Genomic DNA, 21,238 nt, shown 5'->3' with positions numbered 1-21,238 from the left:
TAACATTATTACCTCTTCTATAAAACCCCAAACTATAACAACTCTTTAAATAGGAATACTTTAACAAAACATTCCCTACAATATCCAAAGAATATTTAACGACAAATACAACAAAGGCTGTGAGTTGTAAAAATAGAAAATATATTGATTTATAATAATATAGTGTTTCTTATCTTGAATTAGAGACCTGCATATCGGAAGATTCTCTTAGTTTAAATCTGTATATGTTCAATCAATGAGAACTATTTTCTTACACATAGATCAAACGATATATGATAGTATTAAAAATAAAACAAAGCATTCATTTGAATATATTCAAATATATAGAAAATACATTTGGAAAAAACCTCGATAACTCTAAGGACTTAAATAGATAGTCATCCAATGACTTCACTAAATATACTTAAATGATTATAGCCTAAAGTGTTATCACTTTTTCTTTGGCTCATCACCTCTTTTTAGAATAACATGCACTTCGAGATCCCCCACGAAGAATAAAATTCTTTCTTATCTCATTTAATCAAAAAACGCATGTTCAAAGCTATAGCCCAAATTAATGAATGCTATCAAAACTTACTTCTGAACTATTGAGAAAAGATGTTGTTTACACAATTATATCTTTCCAGTACAAAGAAAAAGAAAGTTTAGGGGTTATCCTATGATTAATAGTATTTATTGCGTCGGATACAATTATGTAGAACATGCTCATGAACTTGGCAATATTGTTGAAGATGAACCCGTTATCTTTAGCAAGCCTAACAGTTCACTCATCTTAGGAAATCAAATTGAGCTCCCTAATTTTTCTAAAGAAATCCATTTCGAAACTGAAATTGTCCTTAGAATCTCAAAGGACACCTTTATGGCTGATGAGATAGAAGCTGAAAAATGTTATGATGCCGTAGCCATAGGTCTTGATTTAACCGCGAGAGATTTACAAACAAAATTAAAAGAAAAAAAGCTCCCTTGGCTTTTGTCTAAAGGATTTAAAGGAGCCGCATACGTTTCTAACTTCATAAACAAAGAAAAAATAAATGACCCAATAACCTTTGAAATGAAGCTGAACGGTGAAACAAGGCAACTTGGCAATACGAAAAATATGATCTTTAGTTTTGAGAAAATAATATCATTTGTAAGTCACTACATTCAGTTAAAGAGTGGAGATATCATATATACAGGCACTCCACAAGGCGTGGGTAAACTTTCCCCATTCGATAAAATAGAATTATATCTCGAAGATCAATTAATTTCAGAAATAAAGGTGAGATAAATCACCAAATACTAACCTTACCTTATTATTGCATTCTGTTATTTAGGATAAACATATACTTTTATAAGTTATAAGAAGAACATTATCATTTCTATAACAACGCAATTATTTCTATAACAACGCAAGACGGTAAGAAACTAAAAATGTATGCAATATAATTTTTTTATCAACGAGTTTATATTAAAAAATTTTAAAATACTTTTTACTGAGAAGATATATCCTATATAATACATAAGATAGCTGTGGAGATATTTTTATGTTTAATTTACAAATTGCTTCAACCGTATTTTCTTACCCTGCAATTAAAATGTTAAGACAATTTTCAATCGCTCTTTTCTTGGCGTTTTTAATACCATTTTTAAGTGGCTGCGGATTTAATACAATACCAACAAATGAAGAAAAAGCACAAGCTGCATGGAGTGAAGTGCTCAATCAGTATCAACGCCGTACAGATCTCATTCCCAATCTCGTGGAAACAGTTAAAGCTTACGCAGCCCATGAACAAGCTGTTTTTACAAATGTCATTGAAGCGCGTGCCAAAGCAACGCAAGTCAATATTAATGCTGATATGTTGAATAATCCGGAAGTAATAAAGCAATATCTCAACAATCAAGCCAATTTATCAAGTGCACTTTCTCGGCTTATGGCAGTTGTCGAAAACTATCCAGATCTTAAAGCAAACCAGAACTTTCTTGCTCTTCAATCACAGCTAGAAGGAACTGAAAATCGTATCTCCGTTGCACGCCGTGATTATATCGAAACAGTCCGGGCCTATAATACAGCACTCAAAACAATGCCAACAATGATTTGGGCTAAATTATGGTTTCGTGATGCTAAACCTATGCCAACTTTTACCATCGATACGGAGAACCAACAAACACCAAAGGTTAATTTTAATTAATGAAGTTATTTCAATACTCCATAAAACGTCATATTTTTCTACGTTTATGGATCCCTTTGAGCATTCTCTATCTGATCATCTCATTTTGGGATGTCACTTACGCGCACACGAAGTTTCCTCCCTTAACTGGCTATATCAACGATATGGCTCATTTACTCGATCATACAACAAAAAGAAATTTAACGGAAAAGCTTACAACACTCGAGAAAAAAACAGGAGATCAAATTGTTCTTGTAACCCTCCCTACTCTTTCGGGCAATGATATAGAGACATACAGCAATTCCCTTTTTCGTACATGGAAGTTAGGTCAAAAACAGATCAATAACGGCGTATTAATCGTCATTGCCCCCAATGAACGTGAAGCACGTATTGAAGTAGGCTATGGTCTGGAGGGAGAACTAACAGATGCCATTTCCTCTGTCATCATTAATAGCTTTATGATTCCTAATTTTCGTGAAGGAAATTATCAAAAAGGAATTGTTGAAGCGGTTCATGCAATTATCAAAGTGATCACACAAAGTGATGCTGACTTTTCTTTTCGAATCAATCAAAAAGCTAAAATTATTGAAGAACAACGTAAACAAGCTGAAAAAGAAGAAATGATTATAAATACAATCATGTTTCTCATTCTCTTTATCATCTTTGGTTTACCCCTTCTTGCCATGATTTTTGGTAAAAAAGTAGGTCCACGAAAATATCTTTGGATGGGGTTTATCTTCACACCTTGGTTTCTAAATTTAAATGCAAGCAGTAGAGGCTATGGCGGAATCTTTGGTGGACATTCAGGAGGAGGAGGCTTTAGAGGTGGCGGTGGATCATCAGGTGGTGGTGGTGCAACAGGAAAATGGTAAAATAAATATAATAATTTTTTTAATAAAATTCATTGCACTTCTTATCAATTGTCTCTTAATCTTACGTTCTTGTTATTTTTTAAGTTATAATATAAACTAAAAACATTAAGATAAATATAGCCAATGACATTTGAATTAAAACATAGCGATCGTAATCACTTATCACATCATTTTAATGCAATTTTAGGAAATCCACCTGTTGAATGGAAAATAAGTGATCATTTGGTCGAGTATCCTGAAGCGCTGCATTATATGCAAGAACGTGTAGAAAAAATTCTTGCAAAAACTGCCCATGAACAAGTTTGGCTTCTTGAACACCCTTCCCTTTATACGGCGGGTACGAGTGCAGATAAAAAGGATCTTTTATCACCTCATTTATTCCCTGTATATGAAGCAGGGCGAGGAGGTGAATTTACATATCATGGTCCAGGACAGCGTATTGCTTATATTATGCTCGATCTAAAACGTCGAAAACAAGACATCCGTGCTTTCATTAGTGCAATAGAAGAATGGATCATACAGATGCTTGCAAACTTTAATATTAAAGGGGAACGCAGAGAAGATCGCGTTGGTGTCTGGGTTAGACAGTCTCATTATCCATCAAAACAAAAAGAGCTTTCTTCCGAAGATAAAATTGCGGCTATTGGTATTCGCGTACGTAAATGGATAAGTTTTCATGGCGTTTCTATCAATGTTAATCCTAATTTAGCGCATTATTCAGGAATTGTTCCTTGTGGAATTGCAAACCACGGTGTAACCAGCCTTCTTGATTTAGGGTGTTCTGTAACAATGCATGATGTTGATATTGCTCTCAAACAAGCTTTTGAAAAAATTTTTGGTCCAACAATTGATGTTTCCTAAGTTCATTGATTTTTAAATAAAAAACAGGCATAAAACTTATTTTAATGAAGATTATATTTTATGAGGTAGATAGTTAAACGCTATGAGTGATAACAACAAGGATCTTTTTAGTGTTTTAAATAAAGCTCAATCTCGGGTAAATACAAAAGAAAGTACTCTGCAGTCTCCAACGAAATCAAAAGCAATGATTTCAAAAAAAAGTGCAAAAAATACGCAAGAAGACGAGTATAATGCTCTCTCTATTCGCGTACTTGAGGGGTTAGAGCCTGTACGTTTACGCCCTGGAATGTATATTGGTGGAACAGACAGTAAAGCACTTCATCATTTATTTGCCGAAATTATTGATAATGCGATGGATGAAGCTGTTGCAGGTTATGCAGACTCCATTGAGGTTTCATTAGAGAGAAACGGTTATATAACCGTTACAGATAATGGACGCGGTATTCCTGTTGAAAATCATCCTCAAATGCCGGACAAATCTACTCTTGAAGTTATTATGACACAACTCCACTCAGGTGGAAAATTTGATGGAAAAGCTTATCAAACCGCAGGTGGACTTCATGGCGTAGGAATTTCTGTCGTCAATGCTCTTTCAGATGATATGGAAGTCGAAGTAGCACGAGAACGAAAACTTTATCGACAACGCTTCTCACGGGGGATCCCTCAATCTGAATTGGAAGATTTGGGGGATATTTATAATCGCCGTGGTACGCGTGTTCGTTTTCATCCTGACCATGAAATTTTTGGTGAAAAAGCAACTTTTGATCCAGAAAAAATTTATAAGATGGCGCGCTCCAAAGCCTATCTTTTTGGCGGTGTAAAAATTCGCTGGACTTGTGATCCCGACATACTTGAAGGTGTAAAAAATATTCCTGAAAAAGCGGTTTTTCATTTTCCCAATGGGTTGAAAGATTATTTACTTTCATCACTAAAAGATGAATATCGCGTAACGTCAGAGGTTTTTTCTGGCAAAACACAACAAAGTAATGGCCATGGATCGGTTGAATGGGCCATCGCTTGGCATGGGGGGATTCTTGTATCCAATCTTACTGTAATACTATTCCTACCGGAGAAGGGGGAACACACGAAATAGGACTGCGTCAAGCTCTTTTACGTGGATTGAAGTCCTATGCTGAGTTAATAGGAAATAAGCGCGCAACCATCATTACATCTGACGATATTATGATTTCAACAGTCGCAATACTTTCAGTCTTTATCAGTAATCCTGAATTTGTTGGACAAACAAAAGATCGATTAGCAACCATTGAAGCACAGCGTCTTGTTGAAAACGCAATCCGCGATCCTTTTGATCATTGGTTGGCAAATTCCCCACAAGAAGCAACAAAGCTTCTTGATTGGGTTATTGAACGTGCTGAAGAACGCGTTAAACGACGTCAAGATAGAGAAATAAGTCGAAAAACGGCTGTCCGTAAATTACGCCTACCCGGTAAACTTGCAGATTGTAGCCAAAACCATGCTGCGGGTGCTGAATTATTCATTGTTGAAGGGGATTCTGCGGGAGGATCAGCCAAACAAGCAAGAAATAGAGCAAACCAAGCAATTTTACCTCTTCGTGGTAAAATCCTCAATGTCGCCAGTGCGGCCCATGAAAAAATGAACTCAAGCCAAACAATTAGCGATCTTATTCTTGCTCTTGGATGTGGAACACGCTCTAAATATCGTGAAAAAGATCTCAGATATGAACGTATTATCATCATGACAGATGCTGATGTTGATGGTGCTCATATCGCATCATTGCTCATTACCTTCTTCTTTCAAGAGATGCCCGACCTTATTCATCAAGGACATTTATATCTTGCCGTTCCTCCTCTTTATAGAATATCACAAGGAGGAAAAGTTGCTTATGCACGCGATGACATCCACAAGGATGAACTACTCAAAACTGAATTTACAGGAAGAGCTAAAATTGAAATTGGGCGTTTTAAAGGACTGGGTGAAATGCGTGCAGAACAACTTAAAGAAACGACGATGCATCCTCAAAAGCGTACATTGCTGCGTATTTCTATTGATACCATGGAAATGCAAGAAACAAAAAAAACTGTAGAAAGTCTTATGGGAACAAAAGCAGAGGCACGATTTCGTTTCATACAAGAAAATTCTACTTTTGCTTCTAATTTAGACATTTAAGAATATTTCTTAAACCACTGCAGCAGCGTCAATCACGCGCAGTTGCGGATTGATCGTTCCATTCCAATAATTCAAACTAAGATGACCCGCTAAATGAATTATTTCCCCAATATTTCTCGACAAAAAATCACCAAGTGCTGTCCCGACAGCACGAAAAGCTATTCCTTGTAGTTTTTTGCCTTCCACATTAGATACAATGAGGCGAAGGTGTCCTTTACCAACTTCAGATAGATTCATTAATCGATGAGAAGGAAGAACAAAAACAGGTGTTGTATTCCCAGTCCCAAAAGGCCCCGCTTTTTCAAGCAACTCAAAGAGTTCTTGATTGACACCAGAAGCAGAAAGAGAACCATCTATACTAAGAGACTTTTTTGCATGTAATTGTGAAACCATTCCAGCAACTTTATCTTCTAACCATTTTTGAAAAGCTTCAATTTTTGTTGATTGAATTGTAATTCCTGCTGCCATACCATGCCCCCCTCCTTTTTCTAATAAATTAAGTGTAACGGCTTCACGAACGAGTGCGCCTAAATCTATGCCATTAATTGAGCGTCCCGACCCCACACCCCTTCCATCTTCTTTCAAAGCAATAGCAAAAACAGGACAAAAAAAACGCTCTTTGAGGCGAGATGCAAGAATACCAATAATCCCCGGATGCCATTCTTGATGAGAAATGACAAGTGATAACGGTGTTTTTTGATCTTGATAAAGAGAAGCAATATAAGATTCCGCTTGTGCTAATTGAATATTCTCCATTTCTTGACGTTCTTGATTAAGCTGATCCAATTGTTCTGCTATTTTGTCCGCTTCATCTTTACTCTCACAGCTCAGCAAACGCGCTCCTAAAGCTTGATCGCCAATACGCCCTCCTGCATTAATTCTAGGACCTAATAAAAAACCTAAATGAAAACTATTCAGTGGCTCCCCTATCCGCGCTACCTTTGTTAAAGCCGCTATCCCTAGATTGTGCATAGAACGAGCAACTTGAAGTCCTTTTACCACAAAAGCGCGATTAACCCCCTGTAATGGAACAACATCACATATGGTTGCCAAAGCAACAAGATCAAGCATACTGAGAAGCTCAGGAAGCCCCCCTTTGAATTGTTTTTTCCGCAGCAAACGATGAACCCACGCTAACGTAATAAAGACAACGCCTGCTGCACATAAATGCCCTTGTCCAGAAAAATCATCAGGACGATTAGGATTGACAAGAGCAACGGCTTCTTGATGAACCTCTGACATTTGATGATGATCTAAAATCACAACATCAGCACCTGCAAGCCTTGCTGCTCTTACGGCATCTGGACTGTTTGCCCCACAATCAACGGTAATAATTAAACGAGCACCTTCTTCCACAAGCATTCTCATTGCTTGTTCATTCGGCCCATAACCTTCAACAATACGATCAGGAATATAAATTTTGACTTCAAGCCCAAAATAACGAAAAAATCGTGCTATAAGTGCTGATGAACAAGCACCATCCACATCATAATCACCAAAAACTGCAACCTGTTCTTGATTGAGAATAGCCTTTACGATGCGCTCTGCTGCGCATTGCATATCGATAAAACTTTCTGGATCAGGCATAAGTGCGCGCAGTGTTGGATTAATAAAAGCAACAGCCTCAGCTTCATCGACATCTCTTGCTGAAAGGACTCGTGCTAACTGATCTGGGAAACCAAACTTTTGAGCAATAGCGCGCGCGTTATTGATCCCTTGAATATCAAGAGCATCTAACCAAGCCTGACCACAAGCAGAAGATTCAACATTGAGAAAATAACGAGACGACTGCATTATTATTTATATTATAATGAAGATCGATAAAATACAATCATACGTTAAAGATAAAATAACCTTTTGCAACATTCATTTTAAATTTAATCAGCATGCTTAACACCTTTATGTTTATAAGGCTCAAGTCTGCGATATTTGCGAATCTCCGCTGCAACTTATCCGAATTCTTCATAAACTTATTTCAATAAGGTATTATAATACCTCTCTTATAAAATACTGTTTTATAAAGTTTTTATTTTCTCTTGACGTTAAACGAAAGACATTATATCAGAGCAGATAAGACGCGTTAAATATTTTCGCTGTGATAACAATTTTCAACGCAAACAATCAAAATGCCCTCATAGTACAAGGGCTTTAATAAAGGATACTTCTATGGCAACTTTTTCACAAAAGCCAACTGAAGTGGTAAAAAAATGGGTTATTATTGACGCAGAAAACCTTGTTTTAGGTCGTCTTGCCACATTCGTTGCAAACCGCTTACGTGGTAAACATAAAGCTACATTTACACCACATGTTGATGATGGTGACAACGTTATTATCATCAATGCTGATAAAATAGCTCTTACCGGCAAAAAATATACGGATAAAAAATATTATTGGCATACCGGCTATATTGGTGGAATCAAAGAACGTACAGCACGCCAACTTCTTGAAGGACGCTTTCCCGAACGCGTTGTTGAAAAAGCTGTAGAACGCATGATTCCGCGTGGTCCCCTTGGTCGTCGTCAATTGAAGAATCTCCGTGTTTATGCTGGAAACCAACATCCACATGAAGCACAGCAGCCCGAGTCTCTTGACGTTAGTGCTTTAAACCGCAAAAACAAAAGGATTGCTTGATTATGGCTGAAATTAATTCTCTTGCTGAGCTCAGTGTCGTAACAAATACTGTGGAAGCTCATGAAAATGTCGCTCCTGTCCATGTGCAAAAGCTTGATTCACAAGGGCGTGCCTATGCAACAGGAAAACGTAAAGATGCTGTCGCTCGTGTATGGATTAAACCAGGTTCTGGAAAAATTACCATTAACAACAAGGAATTTGACAAATATTTTGCGCGCCCTGTTTTAAGAATGATTCTTCGTCAACCAATTGTTGCAACAAATAGAGATACCCAATTTGATATTATTGCAACCGTTGCAGGTGGAGGTCTTTCTGGACAAGCTGGTGCTGTACGCCATGGTATTTCCAAAGCGTTAACTTATTACGAACCAGAACTTCGCCCAATTTTGAAAAAAGGTGGATTTCTTACTCGCGATAGCCGTGTCGTTGAACGTAAAAAGTACGGTAAAGCAAAAGCGCGTCGTTCCTTCCAATTTTCAAAACGTTAATTTCGATTTTTGTACAATATTTTATGCAATATATAGAGCCCCGTTTTTATCGGGGCTTTTTTCTTTTTGCTAAAACAAACTTTTAGATAAATGTAGAAAAAACTATACCAACGACAAGAAAACAAAAATGTAAAAAACTTCTTATCTTAAGACAAAGCTAAGAAGAATAGACTGAAAAAATCAAAACTTCATTTCAACTTTGAAAGCCTGTTTTGGTAACCTAAATATACCAACGCGCTAAAGCATAGAAATGTTTTATATTATAACTTTAACAATCTCATAGACTCTTCGATGTCTTTTTCTCTCATCGCTTGACAAAAACTTTAGTCCACAAAATGTTTTACCATTGTAATAAAATGAGGAACGGAAATGGGCTTTGACATATATTCTTCACATCCACTGGCACGAATTCGTTCTTCATCTCCCTTCATAGCAAAGGCTGTTACAGCAACAACAGGGATTGATCTCAATTCATCATCTTCTTTTAATTGTTTAATAACATCTATTCCAGAGACTTCCGGCAACTGAATATCCACAAGGATAAGAGAAGGCATCGATGAACGCGCCAAATCTAATGCCATAAGACCATTACGTGTTTCAACGGTTTCATAGCCACTCGCTTCTACAAGATCACGAAATAACTTCATATTAAGCTCATTATCTTCCACGATCATGACTTTTTTTGGCATTCGTATAACTCCATCCCTCTCAAATAAAATCGAGAAAATAGAACTAAATCCACATTCTCTTTGCTTAAGATAAAATGATTAAAAAAATTGTAAACCACAAAGAGACTAAAAGCTGCCAATAAAAGCATTTTTACAAATATTTGTAAGACCCATCACTATGCCTTTTTACTTCATCAAAATAAAATTCACAATAACTGTCAGATTGTATTCCCTTATATTTTTGAATGGATACGCACAGTTTATAGATATCTCAATTAAGGCATATGAATTTTCATCGTAGAAAAAATATCAACCACAAACTTAGCTCAAATACACATTATGAAGAGGAAAAAATTTAAGTAACTTTAAAAAGCAGCCTATATTACTCTTTTCCAAAATAATATCTTAAGGATATAAAAGGATAAATTTACCAATATCATTCAGATTGCAAAATAAATAAACTGTGGTATTTAAACACAGTTTCTTTAATATAAAACATTCAATAATAAAACAATTTAAAATTTATCAAGGATTAAAAGCCCATGTACTATAAACAAGAGCACCGAATGTTTTTCCACCCGTCGCTCTATTAAGATTTGGCGGTTTTCTAGTAAAGAAATATACAAGATATGCAATTAAACCAAAAATCACCGTCTCCATCCCCATTAAAGCCGCGAATTTTGAGACATTTTTCTCAGCGCTTTGTCCTCCCAATTGGCTCATAATCATATTAACAACCCTACGAATCCCATTTTTTTGTGTCACTATAGAAATAAAGCTAGTATTTTGAAATCTATCATTGAAAGAATTGGCATGAGCACCTAAAATCTATGAAAAAATAGCGACCGCAACAACACATAATATACAATACTTAAATATTTTCATCATAACCCTATTATATTAATAAAATATTTTTTACTGTGCCATCTAAACAAAAAACAGAGTATTAATTATTTATAATGTATATTTATATTATGATAATAAGAATATAATACGAAAACTAATTAATATCTCTATTTTAATTATCATTTTATACTATGTAATATTTATTATTCATATAATACATGTTTTTTAAATATGTTAATTTGTTAAGCATCGGCTTAATTCTTTGATTAAAAAAATTAAACAAAATAATACAAGAGATAACATTGATAGATGCGCTAAATTTAAGCAATAAAGCTATTACATATTTCAATGATCTTATAAACATTCTCTTTTAAAAAAATCGCGAAATAACTTCAATTTAAGTTTATTATCTTTCACGATCATGGCTTTTTAATATTAATATAACGCCACCCTTTAAGAAAAATAAAAGAAATATATATTCTTTCTAATCAAAACAACTGATAAAAACTATACTATGATCAATAAAGTATTTCTGTAATAATAGTGAAAAAAGAATAGAAACAAGAGAATTAAAACTTGCTAGCCATTTTTGATAGTTTTCTAGCACGACAACCGTAAAAAAGAGCAAATCAGACCCGTCTCATGAAGTGGTATTATACCCTATCTTGCCATTGGTTTTAGTCATCAAACTATTATCTAAATTTAAAGAAAAATTGATTGAAATTAAGTCCGTTAAATCTCTAATTTCTGTTTCACACCCCTTACGAGCGGCTCGTGAAAACATGCCAATATTATTCGTCAATATATCTCATAAAAAACACCTATGAACAGATTTTATCTGTCTTACACTACCAGCATCAATAACAATATTTTACGATATAATAGAATTAGTCATTCAATTTTCTTTATTTTTATGATCAGGCTGACTTTCATCTCATCCCCCTAATCCGTTAAATTTACGAATTGTTTTTTTATAGATTATAAAAGTCATGGCAATGGAAAAAAAAGTGCTCAACCAAAGATAGCTGATATGCCACTCATTTTTACCAAGCAACAGGGACACAGGCAAGGAAGCAGAAAAAACTAGAGGCAGCAGAAACAGCAGCCATTTCACAAGATTTAAGGGATAAATTGCTATGGGAATAAAGGAAAGTTGGTAAAGCATTGCATGAAAATAGGCAACAGGCATCTTACGGCTGGTGATAAATGTTATAAAATTGAACATCATGAAAAAACATAAATTGATGATAAAAACACAAACAATTGCAACGATAAAAGAAAACCATTTCAGCTTTATCTCTAACATATCTGGTAGCGAGACAAATGAATAAGCACTCACACAAACAATAAAGAGCTTGATCAGATAGAGAGGTTTGCACCAACCAAACAGGATTAACAGCCAAACTGAAACCGGCTTTGTCAGATATCCTTCAATTTTACCCTCTGCAACTTTTTCAAAAAATGTTTCAATAGAACTGGTAAAAATATTCAAAAATATCCCAAGCAAAATAAAGACAACAAAGATAAGATGAATTTCATCTCTGCTATAGTTTCCAATGTTTTCTGAAAAGTGAGAGATTTTATCAATAAAGATGAATTGAATAAAATAATAGCACAGAGAAAGAATAAACTCTCCCGTGAAATTTTTACCGTAAACAATTTGTCGGCGCACATTCATGCTGATAAAGTAAAGGATTGTTTTCACCTCATCCCCCCGCTCCATGATAGGCTTTCATCCCTTTTTTCCAAGCAATCTGAATGAAGAATAAAAGACACAAAATATAAAAAACACTGCCCACAATAAATTGCTGAAACACCTTCACATTATGCATTGAAAGAAATTCGGCAGGAGCCGATATGGTGAAACGATAAGGATTAAACTGCATCAAGGGAATGAGCCATGTTGGCCAAAAAGATGGGGGTAGAAGAGTACCACCCAAAAGCGCAGAACTAAGAATACTAAAAGAGAGCAAGATATTGTATTCAATTACCCAGAAACTCAATAAGGCAATGGCAAAGGAGAGGAAAAAACACAGCAATTGCGAGAGAACAAGAATGAGGAAAAACAACAGAAAAGTGATGACCAGTCCTAAAATATTTTCATATGATAAACTAAGCTTTACAGCAAAAATAGCCAGTAAAGGTATAGCATAGAGCACACTTTCACCCAAAAAAGTAAATAGCATTCGCATCATGTAACTAAATGGTTTGGTGAGATAGACTTCTAATTTTCCTTCTTTAACATGCTGAGAGAAAGATTGAATGATGCCATAACCATTATTTAAGCGTGAGAAAATTAAGGCAAAGGCATAATAATACATCATGTCATGAAAGCCAAAACCGTTTATGTTGTCGCGCATATCAGAAAAAAGAGCATTCCACAACAGAAGTTGAATGACAAAAGGCGATAGCGTCCCCATAACAACATCGGTAAAAAACATTGCCCTGTCACTGAGAATCGTGAGCAATCCATTTTTGCTAAAGAGAAAGAAAGCAAAACAATGATTAGAGAAATTCTTTAAATTTAACACGGAGCATCTCTTCAAGTGAGGGAGTGGATACAGAGAACGGACAGTTAAGTTCTGTTGCAATTTCTCTTATAAAACGTGGCACATCTTCACGCGACAGTGAAATCTCCAGTGTACATTTTTCATCATTAAAGTGTTTTTCTTTAAAAGAAGTAGATAATTTTATCGCAAGTTCATCAATGTCTTTTATAAGCTTTGAAGCTGTTGGCAAATGTTCACAAAAAAGTGTTATTCTCACACATGAGGGGATCATCTCTTTCAATGTATCAATATCGCCATGGAACTGCTTTTTTCCTTTATGCAAAAGAAGGATATCATCGACGTAACCATCAATATCTCCCATGTCATGACTGGTGATGATATATCCTATACCCCGCTCTTTTTTGAGTTTTTTAAGCAGCTCCCTGATTTCATGTTTAGAAGTAATATCAAGACCAATACTCGGCTCATCAAGAAATAATAATTGTGGTCTAAAGGATAAATTAAATGCTAATTCGCTTTTTACTCTCTCACCAAGGCTTAGCATACGCACAGGCTTATCCATGATATGCTCAATATTCAAGAGCTCGATAATTTCTTTAAGATCGCGGTGAAAAGAGTGTGCTTCAAGATCATATAAAGGACGAACCATGTCCAGACTGTAGCGTAAAGGTAAATCCCACCATAAGCAATTTTTATGACCAAAGACAACTCCTAAAGATTTGAACAGATTTTTTTGGGCATTATAAGGATGAAGACCTAGGACTTTAACATCTCCCTCATCAGCAGCTTGTATGCCAGAAAGTATTTTAATCAATGTTGATTTACCCGCTCCGTTAGGCCCAACGATGGCGAGTGCTTGCCCTGAAAAGAGAGTAAAACTAATCTCTTTCAGTACCTGATAATTTGAATAAGTAGGCTTAAAAAGAGAAACCACTTTGTTGGTAAAACCAGTAACACTGTTTATGCTGCGGTATGTTTTTGAGACGTTATTAACGTCAATCAACAATGATCCCATCAGTTGCTCCTCATTTCAATTTATCCCCTCTTGAAACATGTCCATAATCTTTAAAAATGTGTTTTTTCACTGGAGAAAACGTGTTTTCCCTCCTCAATAACCATAAAACACACCAAACGCTTTTTCTCCAATTTTGGGTATGGTAGTTTCTTCAATGTGATAAATTCATGCCATTGAAGCATTAAGATTCCAAAAACTTATTTTTTTTGTAAAAGATAATCTTTTAGATAAACTCAGTAAGAAAAAGAATAATTGATCATTAAAAGGAAAACTTTGCTCATCAGTTCTCATTGTATAAGAAAAGATACAAACCATAAATCTATAAATAGGTATATTAAACCACACTGATAATAGAATAAACTTCCTTGAAAATAAGACTTTTTAAGAAGCTTCTCTCGTTAAAAGTTCTTATAAAAGATTCCAATTATACCCCATAAAAAAAATCAAAAACTTTCCTTACTTTTTCAGTAAATATCCTTCAAATTTTATCTTATTGATCTTCCTCAATAGATACGCCTCCCCAATATATGCCCCTTATAAATAATTCAAAGGAGCTGCCTCATCAGCTCAGATTATAAAAAGCATATTCTATCCAGAAAGAATAATACAATCAATATGAAATAAAAACGAACAAATAAATTTTTTTATTCCGTTTCAGCATCACGCTCATTAAAAGACAAAAGATTAAAACTTTGAACCATATGAGGGGGTAAAGGAGCAACGATATCCAATATGCCTCCTGAAGGATGAGGAATACGAATACGGCGTGCATGAAGGTGAAGGCGGTTTTGAATACCTCCTGGTAATGTCCAGTTACTATCAGAAAAAAAATACTTTGAATCGCCAATGATCGGATGATCTATATGGGCAGCATGCACACGAAGCTGATGTGTTCTCCCCGTATAAGGTTCCATTTCAAGCCATGAAAGAGCCCGCCCTCGCGCGTCTAAAACGCGATAATAGGAAACCGCATGCTGTGAATCGGGTTCCCCATGTTCACAAACACGCATTTTATCACCTTGTGCCGTTACATCTTTGACCATCCATGTTGAAATTTTGTCCTGCTTTTTTTTAGGAACACCTCGAACCAACGCCCAATAAGTCTTTTTTGTTTCCCGTGCTCTGAAAGCCGCTGTTAAAGCCTGCGCTGCCCCTCTTGACCGTGCAACAATAAGTACGCCGGACGTCTCGCGATCAAGACGATGAACCAAACGCGGCTTTTCACCTTTTTTATTGCGCCATACTTCAAGCATGCTGTCTATATGACGTGTTAAACCAGAGCCTCCTTGTACAGCGAGACCCGCTGGTTTGTTAAAAACAAAGATCTTTGGATCTTCATACAGCAGCATTTTTTTCAAAACAGCGCCATCATCCTGACCACGAAGTGTTTTTTCCGTTATTGGAAGACTTGGTGTATCATCAAGAGGGAGAGGCGGAACACGAACAGACTGCCCCATACAAAGACGCGTATCAGCTTTAACACGTCTACCATCAAGCCGTATCTGACCAGAACGCAATAATTTTTGCAAAGCTCCAAATCCAAGTCCTGGATAGTGCACTTTAAACCAACGGTCTAAACGCATTCCATTTTCGTCTGTCTCAACTTTTTTTATTTCCACGCCTGCCATGAAAGTTCCCTTACCTGATAATTTGGGTCCTGATAATTTTATTGATCGATTTTTACGCCTTTATAAACGCAAAAATTTCTATTCTCGTTGGCTTTATCACACCATATTACAATAAGTATCCAAAATTGCCTTTTCTTAACGTTCAAATTTTATTAGCTAGAAATTTAAGTGTTATAAAAATCAACCGCCTTTACGCTTAACAGCGAATGGAGATCATTAACAGTGTCCTTATTCAAAACATATGCACGTGTTCTCACTTACCTAAACAGAGAAAAAAATGCATCCCTTTTAATCTGTAGCGCTAATATTATGTTGGCGATTATCACCATTGCAGAACCTATTTTATTTGGACACGTTATTGATTCCATTACAGAAAAATCAGGGATTATCCCTACCCTTGCCATTTGGGTTTGTTTTGGTTTTTCCCATATTGTCGCTTATATTCTTGTGGCTCGTAGTGCAGACCGCTTAGCCCATAGACGCCGTTTAACGGTTTTAACAGAATCTTTTGAACGTATCATTGCCATGCCTTTAATTTGGCATCAACAACACGGAACTTCCAACACACTCCATACACTTTTGCGCGCAATAGATGCCATGTCAAGCATATGGCTTGATTTTATGCGCCAACATCTCTCAACGCTTGTTGCTTTATTGGTTCTCATCCCCACAGCCTTTAGTATGAATTGGCGTCTTTCAACAGTCTTAGTTGTACTTGCCATCATCTATGGATTAATTGCACGTTTAGTGATGCGAAAAACAAAAGGCGGACAAGCCGCTGTAGAATGCTATCATCATAATCTTTTTAAACATGTCAGTGATTCAATCTCTAATGTTTCTATTGTACAAAGTTATAACCGAATAAAAGAAGAAACATCCATACTGCACCAACATACAAATGACCTTCTTAAAGCACAAAATCCTGTTCTCAATTGGTGGGCGCTCGCCAGTGGATTAAATCGAATGGCTTCCACAGTTTCAATCGTTTGTGTTCTTCTCCTTGGAGCTTTTTTTGTAGCAAGAGGTCAATTAAGGGTAGGTGAAGTCGTTGCTTTTGTTGGGTTTGCACAACTCATGATTAGTCGTCTAGATCAAATGAGCAATTTTATTAATTGTGCGATATCCTCACAAGCAAAACTGCAAGATTTTTTTGAAATGGAAGACTCAACCTTTCATAATAACGAACCACAAAATCTTCCTGACCTCCAGAATGTTAAGGGCGCAATACAATTTCACAACGTTACCTATAAATTCCCAAATTCTTCTCAAGGTATTTTTGATGTTTCCTTTGAGATTAAAGCAGGACAAACTGTCGCGATTGTAGGACCAACAGGGGCTGGGAAAACAACATTAATCAATCTGCTGCAACGCGTCTATGACCCTAGCTTTGGGCATATCTCCATTGATGGAATAAATATATGCTCGATCAATCGTGAATCTTTACGAAAATCTCTAGCGACAGTGTTTCAAGATGCAGGTCTTTTCAACCGCAGTATTCATGACAATATCTCAATAGGAAAAGAAAATGCAACAAACGAAGAACTTTATGAAGCAGCAAAAATAGCACAAGCCCATGACTTTATTCTAAAGAAAGATGATTGTTATAACACCATGGTAGGCGAGCGAGGATCTCAATTATCTGGTGGAGAAAAACAGCGATTAGCAATTGCACGTGCTGTTTTAAAAAATGCCCCCATGCTTATTCTCGATGAAGCAACAAGCGCTCTTGATGTTGAAACAGAAGCACGTGTCAAAGAGGCTCTCGATTGCATTAGCCATAACCGCACCACTTTCATTATAGCCCATCGCCTCTCAACAGTACGCAATGCTGATGTAGTCCTCTTTTTGGAACAGGGTCATTTAATTGAAAAAGGAAGCTTTCAAGAATTGATCGATAAAGGAGGGCGTTTTTCTAAATTTTTAAAAGCAAGTGCTTTAACAAGCCAACCACCAAAAAGAGAGGGAGAAAATGAAAATGTCATTCCCTTACATGAAGCCATAGCATCATAAAAATGATACGCTTTACAAAGCGCGTTCTCCAAATCAACTTTTCAATACAACAAAGAAAAAGTATTTGCGTAATGCCAATCAACGAATTTCTAAGAATACCACAATCCATCTTAGGGGCTTAAGACAACGATTAAAACCGTTGAGTGCTTTCTCTAATGTTGCAATTTTACGAGATTGGAACAAACTATTGCATATATTTTGCATAGTAACGCGTACATGCTCTCATTAAAAAAATATCAAAGATGTAAAGCCTCCAGCTCTAATATTTTCTTCTAGTTCAACTTTACAAATTTCAAAACGAACGAATATCTTTTAAATAATAAACACGATGCTCTTAAAACCCATTTTCACAATAGCAATCGTAAGTGATTTTAACTAATTGAGCATAGACAGATTTAAAGTAAAAAAATTCTACAAATATTGAGAACACTTATTCAACATATAATAACGATAAATTATTATAAATCAATGTGTTGAGATAATCAATTCATACTAAATAAGATATTAATATAAAAATTTAGATTTAGGAAATATTCCTTTGATTTATATCAATAATTTATTAACTGATAACTTGCAGTAAAGATTCACAAATAGAAAAAATATAAAAAGTATCGATAAGAAAGAATTTTACTTTTTAATTTTTTTCAAGAAAATCTTTGAGTGCTGTAATTGCTTCTTCAGCCTTGTTTCCTTCAGGACCACCAGCCTGCGCCATATCAGGACGACCACCGCCACCTTGACCACCAAGAGCAGCAGACAGAATACGAACAAGATCAACAGCATTTAACTTATCTGTTAAATCATCCGTAACGCCAACAACAGCACTCCCTTTTCCATCCTCCGAAGTACTAATAAAAGCAACCACTCCCGATCCAATTTGTTTTTTCCCAGAATCAACGAGCGCCTTAAGATCCCGTGGTAAAATATTTTTGACAAGGCGTCCCATAAAAGAAAAACCCTTGATGATAATAATATCACCCTGACCACTTTCTGCTATTCCCCCACTCAACACCATTTTCTTGCGCACATCATTTAACTCTTTTTCAAGTTTACGACGATCATCAAGCAAAACGCTCACCCGTTCTTCTAAACCAGAAGAAGAAGTTTTTAAAAGATCAGCAATTTCACGGATACGCTCATCTTGGCGACAAAGATAAAGACGCGCTGCTGCACCTGTTAAAGCTTCAATACGTCGCACTCCAGATGAGACAGAACTTTCAGAAACAATATGAATCAAACCAATATCGCCTGTCCTTTCCACATGCGTTCCTCCACAAAGCTCAATGGACCAATGTTTTTTTAATCCTTCCTGTTCAAGTGGCACCCCCATAGAAATAACACGAACTTCATCACCATATTTTTCCCCAAAGAGCGCCATTGCACCTTCAGAAATAGCATCATCAACATCCATAAGGCGCGTTGTCACCTTACTATTTTGCAAAACAATTTCATTGGCTAAATCTTCTATTTTTTTCAATTCTTCTGCACAAACAGCTTTGGGATGAGAAAAATCAAAACGCAACCGTTCCGGCGACACAAGAGAGCCCTTTTGAGTCACATGAGATCCCAATACTTGACGTAAAGCCTCGTGTAACAAATGAGTAGCAGAATGGTTTGCGCGAATTTTTTTACGACGCATAACATCAACGGTTAACTCCACACAATCAGACCTCGATGCACGACCAGACTTTACTTCTCCAAGATGAATAAAAACACCATCAGCCTTTTTCTGAGTATCATGTACTTCAAAAATAAAACCTTCACCAGAAATGATACCGCTATCACCAATTTGCCCACCAGATTCACCATAAAAAGGCGTCTGATTGAGCACAAGAATAGCTTTCTGCCCTGCAGAAACCTCATCAACAATTTTACCCTCACACACAAGAGCTGTAAGAATACCTTCGGCTTTTTCTGTTTCATAACCCAAAAATTCTGTAACCCCTATTTGATCACGAACAGAAAACCAAATTGCCTCCGTGACAGCTTCACCAGAACCAGCCCAATGAGCACGTGCTTCTTCTTTCTGGCGTTCCATTGCTTTATCAAAAGCATCAACATCAACAGATATTCCACGACGCCGAAGCACATCTTGCGTTAAATCAAGTGGGAAACCATAGGTATCATAAAGCTTGAAAGCAACTTCACCATTTAAATAATCTCCTTCCTTAAGCCGTGCACTTTCTTCATTTAACAACCCCAGTCCTCGTTCAAGCGTTTTACGAAAACGTATTTCTTCTGATTTTAAAGTTTCCGAAATCAAAGATTCAGCCCGCACCAATTCAGGATAAGCTTGTCCCATTTCGCGGATGAGAGCAGGCAAAAGCTGCCACATTAAAGGCTCTTTAGCACCCAGAAGATGCGCATGACGCATAGCGCGACGCATAATGCGACGCAAAACATATCCCCTTCCTTCATTAGAAGGCAAAACACCATCTGCAATCAAAAATGCTGATGAACGAAGATGATCAGCAATAACACGATGACTGGCAATAAAATTACCCTTAGCCTTAATCCCTGTAATTTCTTCTGATGCTCCAATTAATGCACGAAAAAGATCAATATCATAATTATCATGCACGCCCTGTAAAACAGCAGCAATACGCTCTAATCCCATACCTGTGTCGATAGAAGGATGTGGTAAATCAACACGGGTCTCCTTAGAAATCTGCTCATACTGCATAAAAACAAGATTCCAAATCTCAATAAAGCGATCACCATCTTCTTCAATACTTCCAGGGGGACCACCCCAAATTTCATCACCATGGTCATAAAAAATCTCCGAACAAGGACCACAGGGACCTGTATCGCCCATCGCCCAAAAATTATCAGCTGTTGCAATACGGATGATCTTTTCATCTGGAAGACCTGAGATTTTACGCCATAATTCAGCAGCCACATCATCATTTTGATAAACAGTGACCAGTAATTTATCTTTTGGTAGGCAAAATTCCTTTGTTAAAAGATCCCATGATAAAAAGATGGCTTCTTCTTTGAAATAATCACCGAAAGAAAAATTCCCCAGCATTTCAAAAAATGTATGATGGCGTGCCGTATAGCCAACATTATCAAGATCATTATGCTTTCCACCCGCACGAACACATTTTTGTGCCGTTGTCGCCTTTTTATAAGAATGCTGTTCAAGTCCAGTAAAAACATTTTTAAACGGCACCATCCCTGCATTTGTAAACATAAGTGTAGGATCATTGCGTGGAACAAGTGGGCTAGAAGGCAGAACTTTATGCCCATTCCGATGAAAATAATCCAAAAATGTTGACCGGATATTATTAACACTATTCATATGAATACCTGCTCAAAGCACAAAACTATAAAAAACACCCCCTCATTAAATATCCTCTTTGCCACGCATAGAGTCAATTTAATCAAAGAATGGAATATTTTTTCAAAAAAATT

At 36.3% G+C, this 21,238-nt stretch carries 15 protein-coding genes and 2 pseudogenes; 8 read left to right on the top strand and 9 right to left on the bottom strand.

The genetic code is table 11. From position 1 onward, the window contains the following. Positions 1-658 precede the first annotated feature (658 nt). From AC6ER8_RS04040 to parE, 5 genes and pseudogenes are all read left to right on the top strand, one after another. A complete protein-coding gene (locus AC6ER8_RS04040; RefSeq protein ID WP_497079514.1) occupies positions 659-1,267 on the top strand; it encodes a fumarylacetoacetate hydrolase family protein in 609 nt (202 codons plus the stop codon). Positions 1,268-1,523: 256 nt separating this feature from the next. Beyond that, entirely contained in the window at positions 1,524-2,168 is a 645-nt protein-coding gene (locus AC6ER8_RS04035) for a LemA family protein (RefSeq protein ID WP_497079512.1), read from the top strand. Further along, a complete protein-coding gene (locus AC6ER8_RS04030) occupies positions 2,168-3,019 on the top strand; it encodes a TPM domain-containing protein (RefSeq protein WP_497079510.1) in 852 nt (283 codons plus the stop codon). The genes AC6ER8_RS04035 and AC6ER8_RS04030 overlap by 1 nt, the downstream gene beginning before the upstream one ends. A 123-nt stretch (positions 3,020-3,142) precedes the next feature. Further along, a complete protein-coding gene (lipB, locus tag AC6ER8_RS04025) occupies positions 3,143-3,880 on the top strand; it encodes a lipoyl(octanoyl) transferase LipB (protein WP_497079508.1) in 738 nt (245 codons plus the stop codon). A gap of 82 nt (positions 3,881-3,962) precedes the next feature. Next, positions 3,963-6,028, top strand: a pseudogene (gene parE / locus AC6ER8_RS04020) (DNA topoisomerase IV subunit B). A 9-nt stretch (positions 6,029-6,037) separates the two neighbouring features. Here the strand turns inward: parE and recJ are convergent. Both recJ and AC6ER8_RS04010 read right to left on the bottom strand, forming a co-directional pair. Next, entirely contained in the window at positions 6,038-7,822 is a 1,785-nt protein-coding gene (gene recJ, locus AC6ER8_RS04015) for a single-stranded-DNA-specific exonuclease RecJ (RefSeq protein WP_497079506.1), read from the bottom strand. Positions 7,823-7,905: 83 nt separating this feature from the next. Beyond that, positions 7,906-7,977 (bottom strand): annotated as a pseudogene (locus tag AC6ER8_RS04010) (50S ribosomal protein L6); the annotation flags it as partial. 217 nt (positions 7,978-8,194) lie between these two features. Between AC6ER8_RS04010 and rplM the strand changes: the two are divergent. Both rplM and rpsI read left to right on the top strand, forming a co-directional pair. After that, a complete protein-coding gene (gene rplM, locus AC6ER8_RS04005) occupies positions 8,195-8,659 on the top strand; it encodes a 50S ribosomal protein L13 (protein ID WP_497074171.1) in 465 nt (154 codons plus the stop codon). Positions 8,660-8,661: 2 nt separating this feature from the next. After that, complete coding sequence (gene rpsI / locus AC6ER8_RS04000; protein WP_497079504.1) at positions 8,662-9,147, top strand: 30S ribosomal protein S9; 486 nt, start codon at positions 8,662-8,664, stop codon at positions 9,145-9,147. 323 nt (positions 9,148-9,470) lie between these two features. Here rpsI and AC6ER8_RS03995 read toward each other — a convergent pair whose 3' ends face one another. The 6 genes from AC6ER8_RS03995 to AC6ER8_RS03970 all read right to left on the bottom strand — a co-directional run bounded on the left by AC6ER8_RS03995 (position 9,471) and on the right by AC6ER8_RS03970 (position 15,814). Then, entirely contained in the window at positions 9,471-9,836 is a 366-nt protein-coding gene (locus tag AC6ER8_RS03995) for a response regulator (RefSeq protein WP_497079503.1), read from the bottom strand. 504 nt (positions 9,837-10,340) lie between these two features. After that, the gene (locus tag AC6ER8_RS03990; RefSeq protein ID WP_497079501.1) at positions 10,341-10,544 is read right to left on the bottom strand and encodes a hypothetical protein; all 204 of its coding nucleotides are present in this window, start codon (positions 10,542-10,544) and stop codon (positions 10,341-10,343) included. Between the two features lie 1,051 nt (positions 10,545-11,595). Continuing rightward, positions 11,596-12,384: an ABC-2 family transporter protein gene (locus AC6ER8_RS03985; protein ID WP_497079499.1), complete on the bottom strand. Its 789-nt coding sequence runs from the start codon at positions 12,382-12,384 to the stop codon at positions 11,596-11,598. After that, entirely contained in the window at positions 12,368-13,102 is a 735-nt protein-coding gene (locus AC6ER8_RS03980; RefSeq protein ID WP_497079497.1) for an ABC-2 family transporter protein, read from the bottom strand. Before AC6ER8_RS03980 ends, AC6ER8_RS03985 begins: the two co-directional genes overlap by 17 nt. Before the next feature lie 64 nt (positions 13,103-13,166). Next, positions 13,167-14,186 (bottom strand): ATP-binding cassette domain-containing protein, encoded by a 1,020-nt coding sequence (locus AC6ER8_RS03975; protein ID WP_497079495.1) that lies wholly within the window; start codon positions 14,184-14,186, stop codon positions 13,167-13,169. A gap of 644 nt (positions 14,187-14,830) precedes the next feature. Further along, a complete protein-coding gene (locus AC6ER8_RS03970) occupies positions 14,831-15,814 on the bottom strand; it encodes an RluA family pseudouridine synthase (RefSeq protein ID WP_497079493.1) in 984 nt (327 codons plus the stop codon). A gap of 222 nt (positions 15,815-16,036) precedes the next feature. Here AC6ER8_RS03970 and AC6ER8_RS03965 point away from each other — a divergent pair, with 222 nt between their 5' ends. Beyond that, positions 16,037-17,824: a glucan ABC transporter ATP-binding protein/ permease gene (locus AC6ER8_RS03965; RefSeq protein WP_497079491.1), complete on the top strand. Its 1,788-nt coding sequence runs from the start codon at positions 16,037-16,039 to the stop codon at positions 17,822-17,824. A 634-nt stretch (positions 17,825-18,458) separates the two neighbouring features. Here AC6ER8_RS03965 and alaS read toward each other — a convergent pair. Further along, positions 18,459-21,125: an alanine--tRNA ligase gene (gene alaS, locus AC6ER8_RS03960; protein WP_497079489.1), complete on the bottom strand. Its 2,667-nt coding sequence runs from the start codon at positions 21,123-21,125 to the stop codon at positions 18,459-18,461. Positions 21,126-21,238: the final 113 nt, after the last annotated feature.

Source organism: Bartonella sp. SL320 (genome assembly GCF_059687635.1).
This window is presented reverse-complemented; position numbering and strand designations above follow the sequence as displayed.